Annotated in this window: 13 protein-coding genes; 5 read left to right on the top strand and 8 right to left on the bottom strand. The window is 59.9% G+C overall.

Annotated elements, in window-relative coordinates:
• Positions 1 to 11: 11 nt before the first annotated feature.
• From treY to AFK65_RS20140, 6 genes are all read right to left on the bottom strand, one after another.
• Positions 12 to 2,543, bottom strand: a complete 2,532-nt coding sequence (gene treY / locus AFK65_RS20165; protein WP_007706011.1) for a malto-oligosyltrehalose synthase — start codon at positions 2,541 to 2,543, stop codon at positions 12 to 14.
• Positions 2,540 to 4,324 (bottom strand): malto-oligosyltrehalose trehalohydrolase, encoded by a 1,785-nt coding sequence (gene treZ / locus AFK65_RS20160; protein ID WP_038858819.1) that lies wholly within the window; start codon positions 4,322 to 4,324, stop codon positions 2,540 to 2,542. The genes treY and treZ overlap by 4 nt, the downstream gene beginning before the upstream one ends.
• Before the next feature lie 303 nt (positions 4,325 to 4,627).
• Entirely contained in the window at positions 4,628 to 5,947 is a 1,320-nt protein-coding gene (locus AFK65_RS20155; protein ID WP_038858818.1) for a type II toxin-antitoxin system HipA family toxin, read from the bottom strand.
• A 2-nt stretch (positions 5,948 to 5,949) separates the two neighbouring features.
• Positions 5,950 to 6,231 carry a helix-turn-helix transcriptional regulator gene (locus AFK65_RS20150; protein ID WP_007706016.1) on the bottom strand — a complete coding sequence of 94 codons (282 nt, stop codon included), beginning with the start codon at positions 6,229 to 6,231 and terminating at the stop codon, positions 5,950 to 5,952.
• A 134-nt stretch (positions 6,232 to 6,365) separates the two neighbouring features.
• Positions 6,366 to 7,253 carry a siderophore-interacting protein gene (locus AFK65_RS20145; protein ID WP_038858817.1) on the bottom strand — a complete coding sequence of 296 codons (888 nt, stop codon included), beginning with the start codon at positions 7,251 to 7,253 and terminating at the stop codon, positions 6,366 to 6,368.
• A complete protein-coding gene (locus tag AFK65_RS20140) occupies positions 7,250 to 8,461 on the bottom strand; it encodes an MFS transporter (RefSeq protein WP_038858816.1) in 1,212 nt (403 codons plus the stop codon). Before AFK65_RS20140 ends, AFK65_RS20145 begins: the two co-directional genes overlap by 4 nt.
• A 135-nt stretch (positions 8,462 to 8,596) precedes the next feature.
• Between AFK65_RS20140 and AFK65_RS20135 the strand changes: the two genes are divergently transcribed.
• Genes AFK65_RS20135 through AFK65_RS20115 form a run of 5 tightly spaced genes read left to right on the top strand, consistent with a single transcriptional unit; the run spans position 8,597 to position 16,567 of the window.
• Positions 8,597 to 10,348 (top strand): IucA/IucC family protein, encoded by a 1,752-nt coding sequence (locus tag AFK65_RS20135; protein ID WP_038858814.1) that lies wholly within the window; start codon positions 8,597 to 8,599, stop codon positions 10,346 to 10,348.
• Complete coding sequence (locus tag AFK65_RS20130; RefSeq protein WP_038858838.1) at positions 10,341 to 11,288, top strand: GNAT family N-acetyltransferase; 948 nt, start codon at positions 10,341 to 10,343, stop codon at positions 11,286 to 11,288. The genes AFK65_RS20135 and AFK65_RS20130 overlap by 8 nt, the downstream gene beginning before the upstream one ends.
• On the top strand, positions 11,285 to 13,030 hold the full coding sequence (gene iucC, locus AFK65_RS20125) for an IucA/IucC family protein (protein ID WP_007706021.1): 1,746 nt from the start codon (positions 11,285 to 11,287) through the stop codon (positions 13,028 to 13,030). The genes AFK65_RS20130 and iucC overlap by 4 nt, the downstream gene beginning before the upstream one ends.
• Complete coding sequence (locus AFK65_RS20120; protein WP_038858866.1) at positions 13,027 to 14,349, top strand: lysine N(6)-hydroxylase/L-ornithine N(5)-oxygenase family protein; 1,323 nt, start codon at positions 13,027 to 13,029, stop codon at positions 14,347 to 14,349. The genes iucC and AFK65_RS20120 overlap by 4 nt, the downstream gene beginning before the upstream one ends.
• 22 nt (positions 14,350 to 14,371) lie before the next feature.
• Entirely contained in the window at positions 14,372 to 16,567 is a 2,196-nt protein-coding gene (locus AFK65_RS20115; RefSeq protein WP_038858864.1) for a TonB-dependent siderophore receptor, read from the top strand.
• A 510-nt stretch (positions 16,568 to 17,077) separates the two neighbouring features.
• Here the strand turns inward: AFK65_RS20115 and AFK65_RS20110 are convergent.
• On the bottom strand, positions 17,078 to 18,046 hold the full coding sequence (locus AFK65_RS20110; protein ID WP_032805201.1) for a ParB family protein: 969 nt from the start codon (positions 18,044 to 18,046) through the stop codon (positions 17,078 to 17,080).
• A 7-nt stretch (positions 18,047 to 18,053) separates the two neighbouring features.
• Positions 18,054 to 19,253 carry an AAA family ATPase gene (locus AFK65_RS20105; RefSeq protein ID WP_032805202.1) on the bottom strand — a complete coding sequence of 400 codons (1,200 nt, stop codon included), beginning with the start codon at positions 19,251 to 19,253 and terminating at the stop codon, positions 18,054 to 18,056.
• Positions 19,254 to 19,624: the final 371 nt, after the last annotated feature.

Here is a 19,624-nt window from a genome sequence, read left to right as displayed (position 1 = left end):
TTCGCATGGAATCAGTCGGTTATCAGTATCACAGACGAGCAGCCGTCGGCTGTCTCCAGGTTTATCCGATCGGTGAGCGTCAGCGTCTCGCCGGTCAGCACGTTACGCCAGCGACGCGCTGCAAGCGCTGGCGGCAGCACAATCTGCGTGTCGTGCCAGCCTGCGCGGGCCGGTAGCGACGCGCTTTCATAGAGCGCGGTGAACATCAGCCGCGGCGCTATCACGATGATGGCGTCATCGCCGTGCGTGCGGGCATAGGCAATGACGTTACTGTCGAACTCGCCTTCAGCGTGAAGCGGCAGATAGTCGCCGTGGCGGAACAGCGCCGGATTCTGCTGGCGCAGGTGCAGCACACGGGCGATCAGGTGCTGCTTAAGCCGCCCGCTGATCCAGTCCTGCGGCGTGGCCGCGAGATTCGCCTGCGGCGCCAGCATACTGTCGAGCGCGATGAAATCCGGCTCGCGGCGGTTATCCGGGTCCACCAGGCTGAAGTTGAGCGCTTCGCTGCCCTGGTAGATATCCGGCACGCCAGGGGCGGTCAGTTTAAGCGCCGTCTGGGTCAGGCTGTTGACCAGCCCCGCGCGGATAAATGGCTGCAACGCTTCGTGGAAATCCTTCAGGAAATCCTGGTTGTCCGGCGAGAGCATATGGCTTGCGTAATCCAGCACCGCTTTTTCATAGGCGTCGTTAGTGTCCGCCCAGTCGGTACGCAGCTTCGCTTCACGCAACGCTTTCTCCACAAAGGCGAGGAAGCGCTCTTCGAGCGCCTTCAGGCCTGGGGCGTCATCCGGCTTCAGCGTGGCGGGCCAGACGCCCGCCAGCGCCTGATAGAGCATCCAGGTATCGGCGCCCTTCGGCGCGGTGCCGTCATTGAGGAACACCACTTTGGTCTGGTTGAGCTGACGCCAGCGCGCGACGCATTCGGCATAAAACAGCGGCGCTTCGGTGAGCGCATAGAGCCTGGCGCGGGCGTCTTCGCCGCGTTTGGTGTCATGCGTCGACGTGCTGGTGAGCGCGTCCGGCTGATGCGCCAGGCGCAGCTTCATCTCTTTATGGAAACGATCCGCCGAGTAGGTGCGCGGCAGCGGCTCGGCCCCCACTTCGTTGAGCGCAAGCTGCATGTTCTGGCGGAAAAACAGCGTGTCTTCCACCGATTTGGCCATCAGCGGGCCGGTAAGCTGCTGAAAACGGGTGCGGAACGTGGCGGCGTCGGCGTGTGAATCGCCGGAAAGTTTCCCGGCCAGCACATCGGTGAGAAACCCGAGCGCCTGCGCATCCGGCGCATGTTCGCCAGCCTGCACTTTCGCGACCACTTTTTGTAAGAGCGCGCTGTCAGCGGGCGTCAGCCCCTGCGCAGTGCCGTAGGTGCGATACACCGGAAACGCGACCAGTAGCTCACGCAGCGCGCCGCGAAGTACCGGCTCTTCCAGGGTCACGCCCTCCTGCTGTGCAATGCCGGTCGCCAGCCGCAGCAGCGTGGTAAATTCGCCTTCGAAATTCCGGTCGGCCATCAGCAGTTTGGCGTCGCGCAGTTCGGCGGACATATCCACTTCCTGGCCGACCACGTCGTGATACGCCTTGCTGAGATCGTCGAGCTTCGCGTCATCCACCAGCACATCCGAGAGCGCGGCGATAAATTCATACCCCGTCGTGCCGGAAATCGGCCAGTCGTCGGGGATCTGCCCGCCCTTGCCGAGGATTTTTTCGACGGTGATATAGCAATCCGGTCCGGCTTTTTCGCGCAGCCGCTCCAGATACGCTTTCGGATCGGCAAGGCCATCGACGTGATCCACCCGCAGGCCATCCACCGCGCCGGAGTGCACCAGTTCGAGGATCAGCCGGTGGCTGTCGTCAAACACGGCGTCATCTTCAACGCGCACGCCCGCGAGCCCGGTTATCTCAAAAAAGCGGCGGTAAGAGAGCGAACGCGGCGCGTCGCGCCAGGAGATTAACTGGTACGGCTGGCGGTCATGCAGCGCCGCAATCGCCCCTTTATCCGTTATCGCCAGCACGTCCGCCTCGCGTCCCTGCCAGGTCTCCGGGTTGAGCGGGTAGTAGCTGTCATAATAGGCGAGCGCCGGTTTACCGGTTTTCGGATCGGCCTTAACGCTGATTTCGCCGTTCTCCAGCACGTTCTCAAACGTATCGCCCAGAAACGGCAGCGTCAGGCGACGCGTCCAGTCGATATCGAAATAGCGGGCGTAACGGCTCTTTTCGCCATGTTCAATCACATCGCGCCACCACGGGTTTTCCAGCGACGCCGCCATATGGTTGGGCACGATATCAAGGATCAGCCCCAGTCCGGCCGCTTTAAGCGCCTGCACCATGCGGTCAAAGCCTTCGCGCCCGCCGATAGACGGCTCGATTTCATTGGCGTCGGTGACGTCATAGCCGTGTGTGGAGCCGGTGGTGGCGGTAAACACCGGCGACGCGTACAGATGGCTGATGCCAAGCCGTTTCAGGTAAGGCACCAGGCCCGCCGCGCGGTCAAACGTCATGCCGTTGCGAAACTGAATGCGGTACGTTGAAGAAGGAATACTCATTGCGCGTCTCCTTTCGCCAGGCGAACGTGAATGCTGTCAGGGGGCAGCGCGTCGCCTGCCTGCGGCCAGGCGAACAGCGTGTCGCCCGGCATTTCCGGCAGCGGTTGCGGGCGCTCGCCGATATTGAGCGCCAGCGATAGCGTGCCTTTCGGGAAGGTCCAGCTCACCGCCACAAAGCCCGGCGCGGTGTCGACGACACGCCCGCTGTGGCCGCCCGCCGTCGCCAGCAGCGGCACGATATGCTCACGGCGCAGCGTCAGCAGCTCGCGGGTGAGCGCAAGCCATGCCCTCCCCTCTTCGCTCTCCGGCTTCTGCCAGTCGAGCTTCGACATTTCAAACGTCTGCTGCGCGTTCGGATCCGGCACGCTGTCGCCGTCCCAGTCGCCGTGGCCTTCAAATTCACGCGCGCGGCCTTCGCGCACGGCTTTCGCCAGGTCGCCGTGGAAATCGGTAAAGAACAGGAACGGATTGGTTTCGCCGTACTCTTCGCCCATAAACAGCAGCGGAATATGCGGCGAGAGCAGCAGGGTGGCGAGCAGCGCTTTGGTGCGCCCGCTGCCCGCCAGCTCAATCAGGCGCTCGCCCCAGGCGCGGTTGCCGACCTGATCGTGGTTCTGGATAAAATCGACGAACGCGACCGGCGGCTGGCCGGTGCTGTCCACGCCGCGCGGCTCGCCGCTCTGTGGCGACACTTCGCCCTGGTAGGCAAAACCTTCCGTCAGTATGCGGGCGACGAGTTTTTCAGGCTTATCGGCGAAGTCCTGGTAATAGGCGTGCGTTTCGCCGGTGGCGAACACATGGATGGCATTGTGAAAATCGTCGTTCCATTCGCCGGTAAACAGCGGCGCGCTGCCGTCCGGGTTACGCGGATGCAGGAAAATGACGTTGCGGCTGTCTTCGGTGGTGAGATGCGCCGGGCGATCGGTGATTTCCGCCCGGATGCGCTCGGCGATTTCAACCAGCGCGTGTTTCGCCGAGGTATCTTCAATCTGGTCGATGGCGTCAAAACGCAGGCCGTCCAGGCGGTACTCTTTCAGCCAGTAGAGCGGCGCTTCAACGATGTAGCGGCGCACCGCGTCGACGTCATAGGCGATGCCGTTGCCCCACGGCGTCATGCGCTCTTTGTGGAAGAAATCGGGCGCCAGCAGCGGCAGATAGTTGCCTTCCGGGCCGAAGTGGTTGAGCACGATATCCAGCACCACGGAGAGCCCGTGCGCGTGGGCGGCGTCAATAAACGCTTTAAAATCGTCCGGCGTGCCGTAAGCGGAGTGCGGGGCGTAAAGCAGCACGCCGTCGTAGCCCCAGCCGCGGTTACCGCCGAACTGCGACACCGGCAGCACTTCCAGCATCGTGACGCCAAGCTGCGCCAGATACGGCAGCTTTTCAATGGCCGCGCGGAAGGTGCCTTCCGGCGTGAACGTACCGATGTGCATCTCATAGACGACCGTCTCTTCCCACGGGCGGCCGCGCCAGTCCGTGGTTTGCCACTGATACGCGGCCGGATCGACAACCAGCGACGGCCCGTTGACGTCCGCTTTCTGGGCCCGTGAAGCCGGGTCCGGCACGGTCATGCCGTCTTCCAGCACAAAACAGTATTCGGTTCCGGGTGCGACGCCCGGCACTTCAAGTTCAAACCAGCCATCGCCTGTCGGCGTCATGGACAAATCCTGGCCCGCGAGGCGCAGCGTCACGCGCTTCTGCCCGGTCGCCCAGAGACGGAAGCGAGCGGCGCCGTCCGCCACATATTCGCTACCCCAACTTTTCAGGAATGTGGACTCCATTCTGTTACCTCGTTTAATCCAGAAGTGAGCAGTGGCGCGATCGCGCAATTTCCGCTCCTGCGGCGCGCCTGAGGAACGTTAACGTGTAAGCATGATCCGGGTGCCGCAGCGGGCCGGTAGCGCGCAGGCCGCCTGTGTGAAAGCGGTTTTCTGCTGGGGGGTACAATGGATAACGGAATGTCCCGGCCCTGGCGGCATACGTGAACAATGATAGACCATTACCGGAGAAGTGCCGGAAAGCGCGACGGGGCGGGTCAGAAGCAGAGGGCCGACGCCGCGTGCGAAACGGCGCCGGGGAAGCGATTAGGGGGCCGCGAGGCGCGCGCACTGCTGGCGCATGCCGTTAAAAATAACGTCGGCCAGAGTAGCGGGAAAACCCGCCGGAAGCGCGTCGGCCACGCGTGCGATCGCCGCAGGCGCGCTGGCTGTCAGCGCATCAATCATGTCGTTAACCTGCGCCGCCGACAGCCCGGCGAGTTCGCCCTGGCGCAGCCAGTGACGGCGGCGGATCTGGCTCAGATGGTAATAGTTACTGCCGCCGCGCACCGCCATCGCCAGCTTGCACTTCTGCCACGCAATCTGGTTATTACCCGGCCCGATAACCGGCCAGGCGGAAAGGACGTCATAGAGCGGCGTCAGGTGGTAACGGTTGCCGGGCAGGTGCGCGATGCTGAAGTTCTTGGCGTGGCCGTCGGTCGCGGCGAGGATCCAGAAGATAATCTGGGCGCGGAAAAAATGCGCGCGATCCGCCTGCGCGTTTTCCGAACGGCTCAGGATAGTCATGATATCGCCGATGCCGGGCCCGCCGTCGGCCTGATATTTACGCAGCGGCGAGACGCCGAGCGCCTGGCACATATCCTCCTGCGGCAGACGCAGCCACCACTGCCCATCGGCCGAAAGACGCCGGTCGAAGCGTTCGACAATCAGCACTTTTTGCTCATCGAACTGCGCCATCTGCGTGCGCGCGACCGGAATATCCCAGGCTTCCAGCAGCTGCGCGCAGAGCCATTCGTTTTCAATCGAGGTGCGCATGTCCGCCTGCATATTGCCCACCAGCCCCAGCGGCAGTTTGAAAATATGCGTGGTGGGCGTATTGCCCTCCGGCAGGCACCACTGGCCTTCGTGCCACAGCAGCGCGGTTTTCTCCTGCGCGCCCGCAATGGAGAGCCGCAGCTCCTCTTCCCCGCCATGCTGGCCGGGAAAGGTCTCTGCGGTGTGGCGCAGCATCGCGGCAATATCCACTGTGGTGAGTGGCCGGGCGCGAATGGTAAAGAGCCCTTCCGGCGCTTCACCGGCAGGCAGCAGCTGAATGGCGCCGACGCAGTCGCGTCCCAGCTCCGCCAGCAGATCGAACGGCTCCAGGCTCTGCGCCCGGTAGCGCATCGCCAGCCGCCGCCGGATGTTTTCACTGTCCGGCAGCAGGTTGTCGAAGTAATCGCGCACCCGCGCGCCGCGGTATGACTGATTGCCGGGCGTGAACGGCAGCGACAGCGACAGCGGTCTGCCCTGCGGATCGGCAATCCATTCCGGCAGATAAGTCAGCCGGTCTTCGCCGTTGTGTTTATCCCAGTAACCAACCGGGAGACCGTTCATCCAGAGCGCTAAACGCGACGTGCGGCGCATGGTTACCACGCCTCGCGGCGGGCAGGCGAATCGTCACAGACGGGCGCGTCAGCCTCAGCCGTCTGCGTTTCGCACAGCGTTATCTCAATGCCGAGGACGTTAAAAACGCGGAACAGGCGCTCGATGCTGGCCGTTTCGGGGCTCGCCTCCAGCCGCGCATAGGTTTGCTGGGTGACGCCAAGCCGCGCCGAGACCTCTTTCTGGGTCAGCCCCTGGTTTTTGCGAAAGCCCACCAGCAGCGGGCGCAACTGGCTGAGCGTTTTCAGTGGATACCGGGTATTCATCTTGCTGGTCGCACCTTCAGATACATACGATAAACTGTATCGCCTATTTTACACCCTTCACGCTGTAATATGCAATTACAGCGTAAAAGGTGTAAAAAAAACAGAATACAGCCTGCGCACTGTAAAAAAGGGGATTATACGTGGCTTTTCCCGCGCGACCAGTACGCCATAAAGCACGCGCGGGCAGGATCGAGCTGGCGCTCGCGCGTCAGGTAGTGACGCAGCCGTTTCACTGCCCCGGATTCCGCCGCCACCCAGGCGCGAAACGCCCCTGCCCCGCCGGCGCGCTGCCAGATGAGCGTTTCTTCGTCATCATCGTCTGCGGTCGTCTGTGCCGACACCTGCTCGCTGACAGGCAGCGCGGCGGCCGCTTTCACGGCTTCCAGCAGGCGCTCGCCGTGCGGCGCGTTTTCACCGCGCGCCAGCCAGTGAATATCGGCAAACGGGTAACGCAGCGGCTGAATGTCCTGCGCCAGCGGCACTTCCAGAAACGCCTGGACGCGCGGCGGCGCAGGCTGGCGGGCGAGCTGTTCAAGAATGCCGAGCGCGGCGGGCAGCGCGGTTTCATCGGCCACCAGCAGCGCCTGACGAAGCGCCTCGTCAGCGCTCCATTCATAGCCGCCGCTGTCGCCGGGGAAATCACGATCCGGCGCGACGATTTGCAGCGTATCGCCGGGTCTGGCGTGCATCGCCCAGCGCGACGCCGGGCCGCTGTCGCCGTGCAGAACAAACTCGACATCCAGCTCGCGCGCCTCTCTGCGCAGCGCGCGCAGCGTGTAGGTGCGCATAAAAGGCCGCCGCTCGCGCGGCAGCGCCAGATAATCCTGATACCAGCTGTCGCTCACCGGCAGCCGGGCGGTGTCGCCGTCGGGTCTGGCGAACATCAGCTTGATGCGCTGATCGGGCGCTTCATGTTTCATGTGCGCCACGTCCGGACCGGTAAACACGCAGCGCAGCAGCGAAGGGGTGACAGGAATGCGACGGCGCAGCGTCACGTTAAAAATGCGGTAACTGGCGGTCATACGGTGGGCTCCTGCGGCGCGGCGTAACGCCAGACACCGATGCTTAACAGCAAAAACAGCGCGGCGGCGATAAAGGCGGCGGCAATCAGCATGTGCTCGCCGAACCAGAGTGAAATCCCCGGCACCAGCAGGGCGCTGGCACCGTAACCGAGCGTGTGGCTGGTGGCGATAACGCCCGCGCCTTTACCGGTTGTGAGACGGTCATTCAGCAAAACCTGATAGCCAGGCGTCGCCATCGCCGCGCCGAAAGAGGTCACGGCGATACCGGCGTAAAAGGTGATCAGCCCCGGCAGGATCATCAGCAGCAGACCGGCGGCCATCAGCACCGCCGCCAGCAGCAGCAGCGCACCCGGCTGAAGACGCTGTGGGCGCACCACCAGGAACTGCGCCAGCAGCGTACTCGCCGCCGCCAGGCTTAACAGCAGCGCAACATGATGGCTGACGGCACGGAGATCGCCATGAAACAGCGGCCGCAGGTGCGGCGACAGGCCGAGCTGCATCAGGCTGATCGCGGCGGCCAGCAGCAGCGCGAGCGCAAGAAAAGGCAGCATATCCGCACGCAGGCACGCCGACTGGTGCGCCACGGGGGCGAGCGGCGGATCGTTATGCTGGCGCGCCACCAGCAGCAGCGCGATAAAGGGCGCGAGCGCCATCAGCCAGAGCGGCATCTGCGGGTGAACGCTTAACGCGGCGGCGGCCAGCGGCGGGCCGATAAGCCGCCCGCAGCTCAGGCCGGAACTGATAGAAGCGAGCGCAGCGAGCCGGTGCTCCATGCCTGCCCGCTGCATGGCCCACGTCTGGGCGGCGGGCACCATGCCGGAAACCGTCAGGCCGTAAAGCGCGCGGGAGACAATCAGCCCGGCGAGTCCTGCGGTTGCGCCGACCACGCCGCGCGCCATGCCCCAGACCACCAGCGCCATTACGGCGAAACTCAGCAGATAACCGCCCAGCGCCGCCACGACCACGAATTTACAGCCGCGCACTTCCGTCTGGCGTCCCCACCAGGGCGAGCCGGGCAGAAACAGCATCGAGCCGAACATCAGCAGGCCGGCCCAGACGGAGAGCGACAGCCCTGTCATCTGCACCAGTTGCGGTAATACCACAAGCAAACCGTTCTGCCCGATCCCGAGCAGACCCGCGCACAGCGCCAGCGGCCAGAGCGATTGTCCTGTGCGGCGGGCGTGTACGGCGTGAGAAGAAGCATCCATAAGCAGGTAAATATATTGTCAATAAAGATGAGGGAATTATGAAATTAATGAAAACAAATATTGCAAAAATAGTTGCCACTGTAAATAGAATCCCTATCATAACGATAATCATTATCAACAAAGGATGTGTTTGTTATGGTTTCCCTGCCCCGCCCTGCTGCGACGACAGACGTCGCGGCTCAGTGTTTTCTTAACGCGCTGCTGCGTGAAACCCGGGACTGGCAGCTGGTTCCCGGCGCATTACCGCAGGAGCCGGCGCAGATCCATTTACCGCTCTCTGAGACGCAGGCAATCCGCATTGCGCTGCGCTACTTCTCCCCGACGCAACATCATCAATACCTGTTCCCGGCAATGCTGGTGGGAAGCGATAACGATAGCTGTGAACCCGTTGATTTCACGCAGCTTGTCGAGCTCATCCTGGCGAAGCCTTCCGTGAAAGGCGAACTTGCCGGTGACGTGCTGGCCCGCTTTGCGCGCCGCGTTCAGGAGAGCCACCGCCATACCTGGCAGGCGATTGAACTGCGTCACGACTGGGCAACGCTTCGCGCGCAGCCGCTCAACTTCGCAGAGGCGGAACAGGCGCTGCTGGTCGGGCATGCGTTTCATCCGGCGCCGAAATCGCACGAGCCTTTTGATGAGACCGAAGCGCGGCGTTATCTGCCCGATTTCGCGCCGCGTTTTCCGCTGCGCTGGTTCGCGGTAAATAAAGACTGTGTGGCGGGCGAGAGCCTGGGGTTAGATCTGCGCACGCGTCTGCTGCGTTTCGCGGCCCAGAGCGCGCCTGCGCTGCTTGAGCATTTTACCGATACGCGCTGGCTGGTGCCGATGCACCCGTGGCAGGCGGCGTATCTGCTGACACAGCCGTGGTGTCAGGCGCTGGCGGAGAAGGGCGAGCTTATCGATCTGGGCGAAGCGGGCGCGCCGTGGCTGCCGACCAGTTCTTCGCGTTCGCTCTACAGCGAAACCAATAACGACATGATTAAATTCTCGCTCAGCGTGCGCCTCACCAACTCGGTGCGCACGCTGTCGGTGAAAGAAGTGAAACGCGGAATGCGGCTGGCGCGGATGGCGCAGACCAGCCGCTGGCAGGCGTTACAGGCGCGCTACCCGACGATGCGCGTGATGCAGGAAGATGGCTGGGTGGGCCTGCGCGATGCGCAGAGGACTATTCAGGAAGAGAGCCTGATGGCGCTGCGCGTCAACCTGCTATTCGACACGCCAGAAACCCAGACCAACGTGCTGGTGAGCCTGACTCAGGCCGCGCCGGACGGCGGCGACAGCCTGCTGGCCTGCGCCGTGCGCCGCCTCAGCGAGCGCCTCAGCCTGCCGCTGGCGCAGGCGGCGCGCTGCTGGGTGCAGGCGTACTGCGAACGCATTCTGCTGCCCCTCTTCAGCGCCGAAGCCGATTACGGGCTGGTGCTGCTGGCGCATCAGCAAAACATTCTGGTGGAGATGCAGCAGGATCTGCCGGTCGGCCTGATTTATCGCGACTGTCAGGGCAGCGGCTTTACCGATGGCGCGCTGCTGTGGCTTGCGGAAGCCGGCGAGCCGGAAGCGGAAAACCGCTTCAGCGAAGCCCAGCTGCTGCGCTACTTCCCGTATTACCTGCTGGTGAACTCGACGCTCGCGGTAACCGCCGCGCTGGGTGCGGCAGGGTTTGAGAGCGAAGAAAACCTGATGGCGCTGGTGCGTGACGCGCTCGCGCAGCTACGCACTACCGCCCGTGATACCCGCTGCCTCGATTACGTGCTGGAGAGCCGCCACTGGAACTGCAAGGGCAACTTCTTCTGCTATCTGCACGATCACAACGAAAACACTATCGTCGATCCGGCGGTCATCTACTTCAACTTCGACAATCCGTTTGCAGGGAGCACGCATGATGCCTGAAGCGCACATTGTTCATGGCGGTTACGGTTTTCGCTGCGCGAAGCGCGATCTGGCGCTGCCGCTGGCCCTCGGGCTCGACGGCAGCGCCGTACTGCATCATCCGGGCGCACTGCCGGAAGGGTGGCTCACTGCCGCGCTCGATCAGTTGTTTGTCGCGGCGCCCGCATTAACGGGCATTACGCTGCCCTGGGCGCAGTGGCGCGATGAGCCGCAAGCGCAGGCGCTGTTTGACGCCGTGCAGTGCGATTATCTGGCCCGCGACGCGTTCTGGCAGCTGCCGCTGTGGCTGCGCGGCGAGCGCATCGCGGCGCGTGCGGGAATAGAGTTTGACGAGACGCGCCAGCTCGCCTTCCCGGCGCGGCCGCCGCGGCCAGAAGGCGAGGTCTATCGCCGCTACGATCCGCAAATCAAACGCACGCTCAGTTTCCGCGTGGCGGATGTGGTGCGGGATGCGGAGCGGTTTACCCGCTGGATGAACGCGCCGCGCGTGAACGCCTTCTGGGAGATGGCCGGGCCGCAGGCGGAGCAGGAAAAGTACCTGCGTAAGCAGCTCGACGCGGCGTACTGCTATCCGCTGATTGGCTGCTTCGACGACGACCCCTTCGGCTATTTTGAAATTTACTGGGCAGCGGAAGACCGCATCGGCCGCCATTACCGCTGGCAGCCGTTCGATCGCGGGCTGCATATGCTGGTGGGCGAGGAGCAGTGGCGCGGCGCGCAGTACATCCGCAGCTGGCTGCGCGGCCTGAGCCACTATCTGTGGCTGGACGAGCCGCGCACGCAGCGTTTGGTGGCGGAACCGCGCTTTGATAACCAGCGCCTGTTCCGCCATCTGCCGGTCGCCGGTTTTGAGACCGTGAAAGAGTTCGATTTTCCACACAAGCGCTCGCGGCTGGTGATGAGCCAGCGCAGCCGTTTCTTCCGCGAGGTGGGACTATGACGGCCTCGCTGTGGGAACGCGTGAACCGCGAGATGGTGGCGAAAATTCTCGCCGAGCTGGAGTATGAACGCACGCTGACGGCGCAGGAGACAGACGCAGGCCGCTGGGCCATCGCGCTTGGCGATGAGACCTGGACGTTTGACGCGAAGCGCGGCATCTGGGGCTGGCTGCATATCAACCCGGCGACGCTCGCGAACGAGAGCGGCAGCGCCATTGAGGCCGAAAGCGCCCTGCGCCAGCTGGCCGTGGTGCTGAAGATGAGCGACGCGCAGACGGCGGAGCATCTCGAAGATCTCTACGCGACGCTCAGGGGCGATATGCAGTTGCTGGACGCGCGCAAGGAACTTAACGCCGACGCGCTCATTGATATGGATCCGGATGAACTGCAGTGCCTGATGTCAGGGCATCCGAAATTTATCTTTAACAAAGGGCGTCGCGGCTGGGGGCTGGATGCGCTGAAGGCTTACGCGCCGGAATATTGTGGCCGTTTTCGCCTGCACTGGGTGGCGGTCCGCCGTGACCTGATGGTCTGGAGCAGCGACGCCGACTGCGACATCAATAACCTGCTGGCAAGCGCGATGGACGACGGCGAACGCCAGCGTTTTACCCGCTACTGGCAGGCGCTGCATCTGGATGAAAACTGGCTGCCGGTGCCGCTGCATCCGTGGCAGTGGCAGCAGAAAATCGCCCTGCATTTTCTGCCACAGCTGGCGCGCGGCGAGATTATCGATCTCGGCGTGTTCGGTGATGAGTATATCGCCCAGCAGTCGCTGCGCACGCTGACTAACGTCAGCCGCCGCTCATCGTTCGATATCAAACTGCCGCTCACGATTTACAACACCTCCTGCTACCGCGGCATTCCGGGCAAATACATCGCCGCCGGGCCGCTCGCGTCGCGCTGGCTGCAGCAGCAGTTCGCCGCTGATAAAACGCTGGTGGCGCTGGGAGCGCAGATCCTCGGCGAGCCTGCGGCTGGTTACGTGACGCACACCGGTTACGCAGCCCTGAAGACCGCGCCCTATCGCTATCAGGAGATGTTTGGCGTCATCTGGCGGGAAAACCCTTCCTGCTGGCTGCGCCCAGGCGAACAGGCCGTACTGATGGCCGCGCTGATGGAAACCGACAACGCGGGACGCCCGCTGATTGACGCGTGGATCGCCCGCTCTGGCCTGAGCGCTGAAGCATGGCTTGCACAGCTCTTCCGCGTGGTCGTCATTCCGTTTTATCACCTGCTGTGCCGCTACGGCGTGGCGCTGATCGCCCACGGTCAGAACGTGACGCTGGTGATGAAAGACCATGTGCCGCAGCGCATTCTGCTGAAGGATTTCCAGGGCGATATGCGTCTTGTGGATGAAACGTTCCCGGAGATGGAGAGCCTGCCGGAGCCTGTGAAAGCCGTCACGGCGCGCCTTTCTGCTGATTACATTATTCACGATTTACAGACCGGGCATTTTGTGACGGTGCTGCGTTTCGTCTCGCGCCTGACTGAACAGTGCGGCGTCAGCGAAACCCGCTTCTACCGTCTGCTCGCGGACGTATTGCAGGACTATATGGCCGCGCACCCGGAGATGGCGGCGCGCTTCGCGCGCTTTGATCTCTTTAAACCGCAGATCATTCGCGTGGTGCTGAACCCGGTCAAACTCACTTTCTCAGAGCATGACGGCGGCAGCCGCATGTTACCCCATTACCTCACCGATCTTGATAACCCGCTGTATCTGGTCACCAGGGAGACCGCATCATGAAAACGTACGATTTCATCGGCATTGGCATCGGCCCGTTCAATCTCAGCATCGCCGCGCTCGCCGAAGGGCTTGACGGCTTCAGCTCGCTGTTCCTTGAACGCAAACCGCACTTCTCGTGGCATCCGGGCATGATGGTGCCGGACTGCCATATGCAGACCAGTTTCCTGAAAGATCTGGTCAGCGCGGTGGAGCCGACCAACCGTTACAGTTTTCTGAATTACCTGGTACAGCGCAAAAAGTTCTACCGTTTTCTGACCACCGAGCAGCGCACGGTGTCCCGTGAAGAGTTCGCCGATTATCTCTGCTGGGCGGCGGATAACCTGAGCAATCTGTCGTTCAGCCAGCAGGTGCAGCAGGTGAGTTTTAACGAGGCCAGCGGGCTGTTTGAAGTGGTGACCCAGCGCGATCGCTTTTTCGCGCGCCACGTCTGTATGGGCATCGGCAAACAGGTCAACCTGCCCGACTGCGTGCCTGCGCAGAACGACCATTGCTTCCACGCCAGCGAAATGATGCTGCGCACGCCATCGCTTGCCGGTAAGCGGGTGACGGTCGTCGGCGGCGGCCAGAGCGGCGCTGACCTGTTCCTGAATATTTTCCGCGGCGAGTGGGGCCAGCCTGCGGCGCTCAACTGGGTGTCGCGCCGCAACAATTACAACGCGCTCGATGAAGCCGCGTTCGCGAACGAGTATTTCACGCCGGAATACCTTGAAAGCTTTGCCACGCTTGATGAGAAGACGCGCTGCGATCTGCTCGCCGAGCAAAAGATGACGTCTGATGGTGTGACCAGCGAATCGCTGCTTGCTATCTATCGCGCCATGTATCACCGCTTCGAAGTGCTGCGTGAAAAACCCTGGGCGCATCTGCTGCCGTCGCGCTCGGTCACCCGCGTGACGCCGCAGGCGCAGGACCAGCGCCTGTCGCTGCGCCATCATCTGGACGGCGGCCAGGAAACGCTGGATACCGACGTGGTGATTTTCGCGACCGGCTATCGCCCTGCCCGTCCGGCGTTCCTCGCCCCGCTGGCGCATCGTCTGGAGCTGGACGAACGCGAAGGCTTCCGGGTTAACACCGATTTCACGCTGGCATGGAACGGCCCCCGCGCGAACCATCTTTTTGCCGTCAATGCCGGGATGCACAGCCTCGGTATTGCGGAACCTCAGCTCAGCCTGATGGCCTGGCGGGCCGCGCGCATTCTCAATGTCGCGCACCCGGATACGCCGTTTGAACTGAGCACCACGCCTGGCGTGATCCAGTGGCTCTCCCGGCCAGAAACGGTCACACGTCAGATTTCTCAACCTGTAAACAGCACTGACTATTAACACTCTCAGGAACACCATAACAATGAAGCGTCATCATCTTTGGGTTTTGAATCCTTGTTTGCTTGCCATGCTTTCCGCCTCCGCCTGGGGGGCGCCGCAGAAAGAAGAGACGCTGGTGGTTGCCGCCAGCCGTACCGGACACAGCGCTGCGGATATGGCACAGACCACGTGGGTCATCGAACAGGCTGACATTGAGCAGCAGGTTCAGGGCGGTAAAGAGTTAAAAGACGTTCTGGCACAGCTGATCCCCGGCATGGATGTCAGCAGTCAGGGGCGTACCAACTACGGCATGAACATGCGCGGCCGCTCCATGATGGTGATGGTCGACGGTGTGCGGATGAACTCGTCACGCATCGACAGCCGCCAGCTGGACTCTATCGATCCGTTCAACATTGAGCGCATCGAAGTTATCTCCGGCGCCACCTCGCTTTACGGCGGCGGCAGTACCGGCGGTTTAATCAATATCGTGACCAAAAAGGGCCAGCCGGAAACGCAGGTGGAATTCCAGACCGGCGCTAAAAGCGGCTTTGGCAGTCATAACGATCATGATGAGAACGTGGCGGCGGCGGTGAGCGGCGGCAATGATAATGCCTCCGGCCGTCTGTCCGTCTCCTATCAGCGTTTTGGCGGCTGGCATGACGGTAATGGCGATGAAGTGATTATCGATAATACCCAGACCGGCCTGCAGTATTCTGATCGCATTGACGTGATGGGTACCGGCACGCTGAATATTGATGACCACCAGCAGCTACAACTCACTACGCAATATTACAAAAGCCAGGCCGATGGTAAGCATGGCCTGTTCCTGGGAGAGAACTTCTCGGCGGTGACCGGCGACAGCACCGCCTATAACAAAGGCAACCTGGACTCTGACCGTCTGCCGGGCACCGAGCGCCACCTGATTAATCTTCAGTATTCCAACTCCGATGCCTGGGGCCAGGATCTCGTTGCTCAAATCTATTACCGCGATGAAAATCTGACGTTTTACCCCTTCCCGACGCTTAACGCCGCTCGTACGAGTGTTACCGCTATTGGCGCTTCACAGCAAAAAACGGATTTCTGGGGCGGTAAGCTGACGCTGAACAGCAAACCAGTAGATGCCCTTTCTCTCACCTATGGTGTGGATGCCGAGCATGAAACCTTTAATGCCAACCAGCAGTTTTTCGACCTGAACAAAGCGGCTGCCAGCGGGGGCATGAAGCTTGATAACGCTTATAACGTTGGACGTTACGCCAGTTACAGCGTGACAAATCTCGCCCCGTTCCTGCAGGCAAGTTACGATCTCAATGAGGCCATCACCTTAAGCGGCGGCGTGCGTTACCAGTACACCGAGACTAAAGTGGACGATTTTGTCGGTTACAGCCAGCAGCAGGGCATAGCGACCGGTAAAGCCACTTCTGCCGATGCTATTCCGGGCGGGTCAACTGACTACAAAAATTTCTTGTTTAACGCCGGTATCCTGGGTCATCTGAGCGATCGTCAACAGGTCTGGTTTAACTTCTCTCAGGGCTACGATTTACCGGATGTTGCCAAATACTATGGCACCGGTACCTACCGTCTGGAGAATGGTCATTACCGTCTTCTGCGGAGCGTTAACATCAATGATTCCAAAGTTGATGGTATTAAGGTGAACTCGTATGAACTGGGCTGGCGTTATACCGGTGATAACCTGCGCACTCAGATTGCCACCTACTACTCTCTGTCTGATAAAACAACTGACATTAATGACGACATGACCATCTACCTGAAAGATGACAAACGTCGTATTTATGGTGTTGAAGGTCAGGTGGATTACTTCTTCAGTGACAGCGACTGGAGCACCGGCGCGAACTTTAACGCCATCAAATCCCAGACTCGCGTAGATGGTTCCTGGAAAAAACTTTCTGTGGACAATGCCAGCCCGTCTAAGGTCAGTGCATGGGTAAGCTGGGCGCCGGATAACTGGACGCTGCGTCTGCAGAGCACCCAGACGTTCGATATTTCTGATGAAGAAGGTAAGAAAATCGACGGTTATAATACCGTGGACTTTATCGGCAGCTATGCGCTTCCGGTCGGTAAAATCGCGTTCAGTGTCGAAAATCTGCTGGATGAAGATTACACCACGGTCTGGGGCCAGCGCGCTTCGGGGCTTTACAGCCCAGCTTATGGTTCACCCGATCTTTATAGCTATAAAGGTCGTGGCCGTACGTTTGGTCTGAATTACTCCGTTCAGTTCTGATTTACGCAATACCATTAAGGCCGCCTGAGTGCGGCCTTTTTTATTGCCGGTTTCAGAAGATGTCTCGCAAAACCTTCTCGCCGGCAGACCTCCCGTAGTGGATATTAATTTCTGTTGTTTTCAATCATGCCGCCGCGCTCTTTTGATGGAAACCATCCCTGATTGACCTGAAATGACGCGTATTTCCTCTCTTCGGGCTTTTCTGGCCTCGTCGTTTTCTAACAACAGTGGAAGAAAAGCCACCATAGGCATGGCGATTTCATCGTGAAATAATTCAATAAAAAACATAAAAATCAATAACTTAAATATAAAATCAGCGTGGCGAAAGGTATGAAATTTCAGTACGAGCGGCAATGCTGAACAGCAAAACATCCACTGTAGAGAGTAAACGAGAAGATGTATGGAATAAGAAAAGAGAAATACTGGCGATTTCACCGTGAAATGCGTTAAGGAAAAAACGGTATTTCAGGGAGTTAACGGTGAAATCACCATGGCGAGTGCGCATCCCGCTCAGGAGAGATGTTTCTTCAGCACGCTTTCAATGGCACGGTCGAGTTCGTCCTGAACGTCACGCGACAGGCGGTTGAACTCGTAGCTGAACAGGCGGCCTTTAGTGCGCTTACGGGCGAATCGGTCTTTATCGGAGAAACGCCAGAGCGGCGAAATAACCGCTTTATCTTTCGGGCCTGGCGACGTCAGCAGTTCACTCTCACGCGCAATAATACGCACAATGCGGTTTTTCACTTCGTCTTCGGCCAGATCGGGATCTGACAGCACAATATCCACTTCGCTGGCGATAGAGTCGGTCAGCGTTTTCAGGGCGATCTCATTCTTCAGCAACGTTTCTTCAACACTGTTCAGCGTCTTATAGTCGCTGAAGGTCAGCTCGGACTGAACCGGGAAGAACGCCAGCAGATCAGCCGATACCGACGCCGCCTGTAACGCACGGGTGACTTTCGCCTGCGACAACCCTTCCTGCTCGGCTATCTCTTTCTGATTAAGCCCGGCGTTTTTCAGCGCCATCAGGCGCAGCCCAATCTCGCGAATGTTGTGCTCTTTCGCTGTCTGGATATCTTTGGCGAGTTTGCGCGCTTCTTCTGACGTCAGCGCGGCTTCCGTCACCAGCACGGTCAGGCCGGTGTGGCAGATGAGTGCTGCCGCACGACGGCGGGAGCCATCCAGAATTTCAATGCGGTCACCCGCTTTGACGCCAATCGCCGGGAAGAACTGCTGGAATTTCAGGGTACGGGTGATATCGCGCAGCGATTCCGGTGTCAGCGCAGACTGATCGCGCCCGTTGGTTTCCTGTCGCACAAAGGTTTTTTCCGCCACGTCGGCAGGCGCGAGGGTTTCCAGACGGAATGTGGCTTTACGGCCTGAATTGAGTACAAACACAGACGTGAAGGTTTCGGCATCCGTGCTCTCTTTAAACGAGGAATGGGTGAGTGTACGGCCAATGGTGACTCTTTTTGTGCTCATAGTATTCTCAGCTCATACGAATGAATTCAATGCGATCGAAAACCGCTTTGGCAAAGTCTTCAGCCGCGGCGCGGGCATTCTTCAGCGCCTCGCTGCTGCCGATGTAAGTGGCGGGGTTAGCGGAAATGACGGTATCAAACGACTCTCCGCAACGCTCAAAGCCATCCAGGCGTGGCAGGGCGACATCCAGCATATCGCCGCCGAAAATCTCCTTGGCGAGGCTGTGACAGAGCTTGTGATCGGCCTTGTTGAGCAGCTTCGACATAAAGCCGATGTTTTTCTGCAGCCTCACCCGGCACCCGGACTCTTCAATCAGCGCGATCAGCTCCGGCAGGCGCGTCAGGTATTTGAGCGTGGAGTGAAAATCCACCTGGGCGGGCGGCACCGGCGTGAACAGGACGTCCGAGGCCGCAATCGCGTTCATCAGAAACGCGTCCAGATGCGGGCCGCTGTCGACAAAGATAAAGTCGTAGTCACCGGCAATCTTATTGATGATGTTCTGCCGCAGTACGCCATAAATACTGGTGCCCGGCAGATGCTCCGCACAAAGCTCTTCCCAGCGCGACGCGATAAAGGCGTCTTCAATGGAGGCTGGCATGACATCCACGCCAGGCACAATCGACGGCACAATAAATTCTTCGAGCAGTTCTTCACGCGATACGTTCTGCAGCATGGCCTGCGCGCTGGTGGTATCGACAGTGCCGACCGCGCGGGTGTGATTAAGGAACATGGTGGCGGAAGACTGCGGATCGAGATCGACCACCAGGATACGCAAATCTTCAAACAGCAGGTGAGGGTGTACGCGCAGCGCATGGGCAAGCGAGACCGTGGACACCGTTTTGGAGACGCCGCCTTTCAGGTTACCGACAAAAATGGTAAAGGCTTCATCATGACGGTCGCGGTATTTAGGCACGCCGCGATGATGATAGAGATCGATAATATTCTGAACGGACATCGCATATTTGGTGGAGGAGCCCGCCGCGCGTTTATCAAAGACGTAACCGTTCGCTTCCATTTCACTGACGGCGTAGTCGACGCTGGCGCGGGTCAGTCGGGGAAGTTTGGCCAGTGCCGCTTTGGCGTAGACCTGATAAAAGGTGTTTTCCTGAAGCTCATCTTTCTGATGCTGGATCTGTTCGGTCAGGCCCAGAAGCATTCTTTCAGAACGTTCGGCAACTTTCGTCAACTGCTGCTCATTATCCATCATAAAACTCACTGTATGCAGGATTTATTGATTTAGACGAAAATACAGCATAAAAGCCAGACGGTAAACATAAATGTGATGGCAATGTGCGCGTGCTCAAAATGCTGATGTTATAAGACGTTACTGCTAAAGATCGCAGCGCTCACCGCAAAAACGAACGCGCGTCAGCCGTTCGTTTGAGGAAGCGCAAAAGAGCAGAGCTGAATCCAGGCGGGAGATGCTTAATTTCTGAGGGTTATCCACAGGCCAGATCCAGTTTTTCGATCCCAAAGAGATCCCTAATATGATCCTTAAAGATCCCTTTCCTGAATTTCTTATTGCTATCAATGCGTTGCGACACTTTATAACCACTATAGCGAGCAGATCATCCACTG

Origin of the sequence: Cronobacter universalis NCTC 9529 (assembly GCF_001277175.1) — a bacterium.
GTDB lineage: Bacteria > Pseudomonadota > Gammaproteobacteria > Enterobacterales > Enterobacteriaceae > Cronobacter > Cronobacter universalis.
The sequence above is the reverse complement of the archived record's forward strand: the minus strand, read 5'-3'. Positions and strand labels throughout refer to the sequence as shown.

Coding starts and splice junctions, on each gene's coding strand:
- AFK65_RS20105 (WP_032805202.1), bottom strand. CDS start 19,253: ATGATGGATAATGAGCAGCAGTTGACGAAAGTTGCCGAACGTTCTGAA.
- AFK65_RS20130 (WP_038858838.1), top strand. CDS start 10,341: ATGCCTGAAGCGCACATTGTTCATGGCGGTTACGGTTTTCGCTGCGCG.
- AFK65_RS20110 (WP_032805201.1), bottom strand. CDS start 18,046: ATGAGCACAAAAAGAGTCACCATTGGCCGTACACTCACCCATTCCTCG.
- AFK65_RS20150 (WP_007706016.1), bottom strand. CDS start 6,231: ATGAATACCCGGTATCCACTGAAAACGCTCAGCCAGTTGCGCCCGCTG.
- AFK65_RS20135 (WP_038858814.1), top strand. CDS start 8,597: ATGGTTTCCCTGCCCCGCCCTGCTGCGACGACAGACGTCGCGGCTCAG.
- treZ (WP_038858819.1), bottom strand. CDS start 4,324: ATGGAGTCCACATTCCTGAAAAGTTGGGGTAGCGAATATGTGGCGGAC.
- AFK65_RS20120 (WP_038858866.1), top strand. CDS start 13,027: ATGAAAACGTACGATTTCATCGGCATTGGCATCGGCCCGTTCAATCTC.
- AFK65_RS20115 (WP_038858864.1), top strand. CDS start 14,372: ATGAAGCGTCATCATCTTTGGGTTTTGAATCCTTGTTTGCTTGCCATG.
- AFK65_RS20140 (WP_038858816.1), bottom strand. CDS start 8,461: ATGGATGCTTCTTCTCACGCCGTACACGCCCGCCGCACAGGACAATCG.
- treY (WP_007706011.1), bottom strand. CDS start 2,543: ATGAGTATTCCTTCTTCAACGTACCGCATTCAGTTTCGCAACGGCATG.
- iucC (WP_007706021.1), top strand. CDS start 11,285: ATGACGGCCTCGCTGTGGGAACGCGTGAACCGCGAGATGGTGGCGAAA.
- AFK65_RS20155 (WP_038858818.1), bottom strand. CDS start 5,947: ATGCGCCGCACGTCGCGTTTAGCGCTCTGGATGAACGGTCTCCCGGTT.
- AFK65_RS20145 (WP_038858817.1), bottom strand. CDS start 7,253: ATGACCGCCAGTTACCGCATTTTTAACGTGACGCTGCGCCGTCGCATT.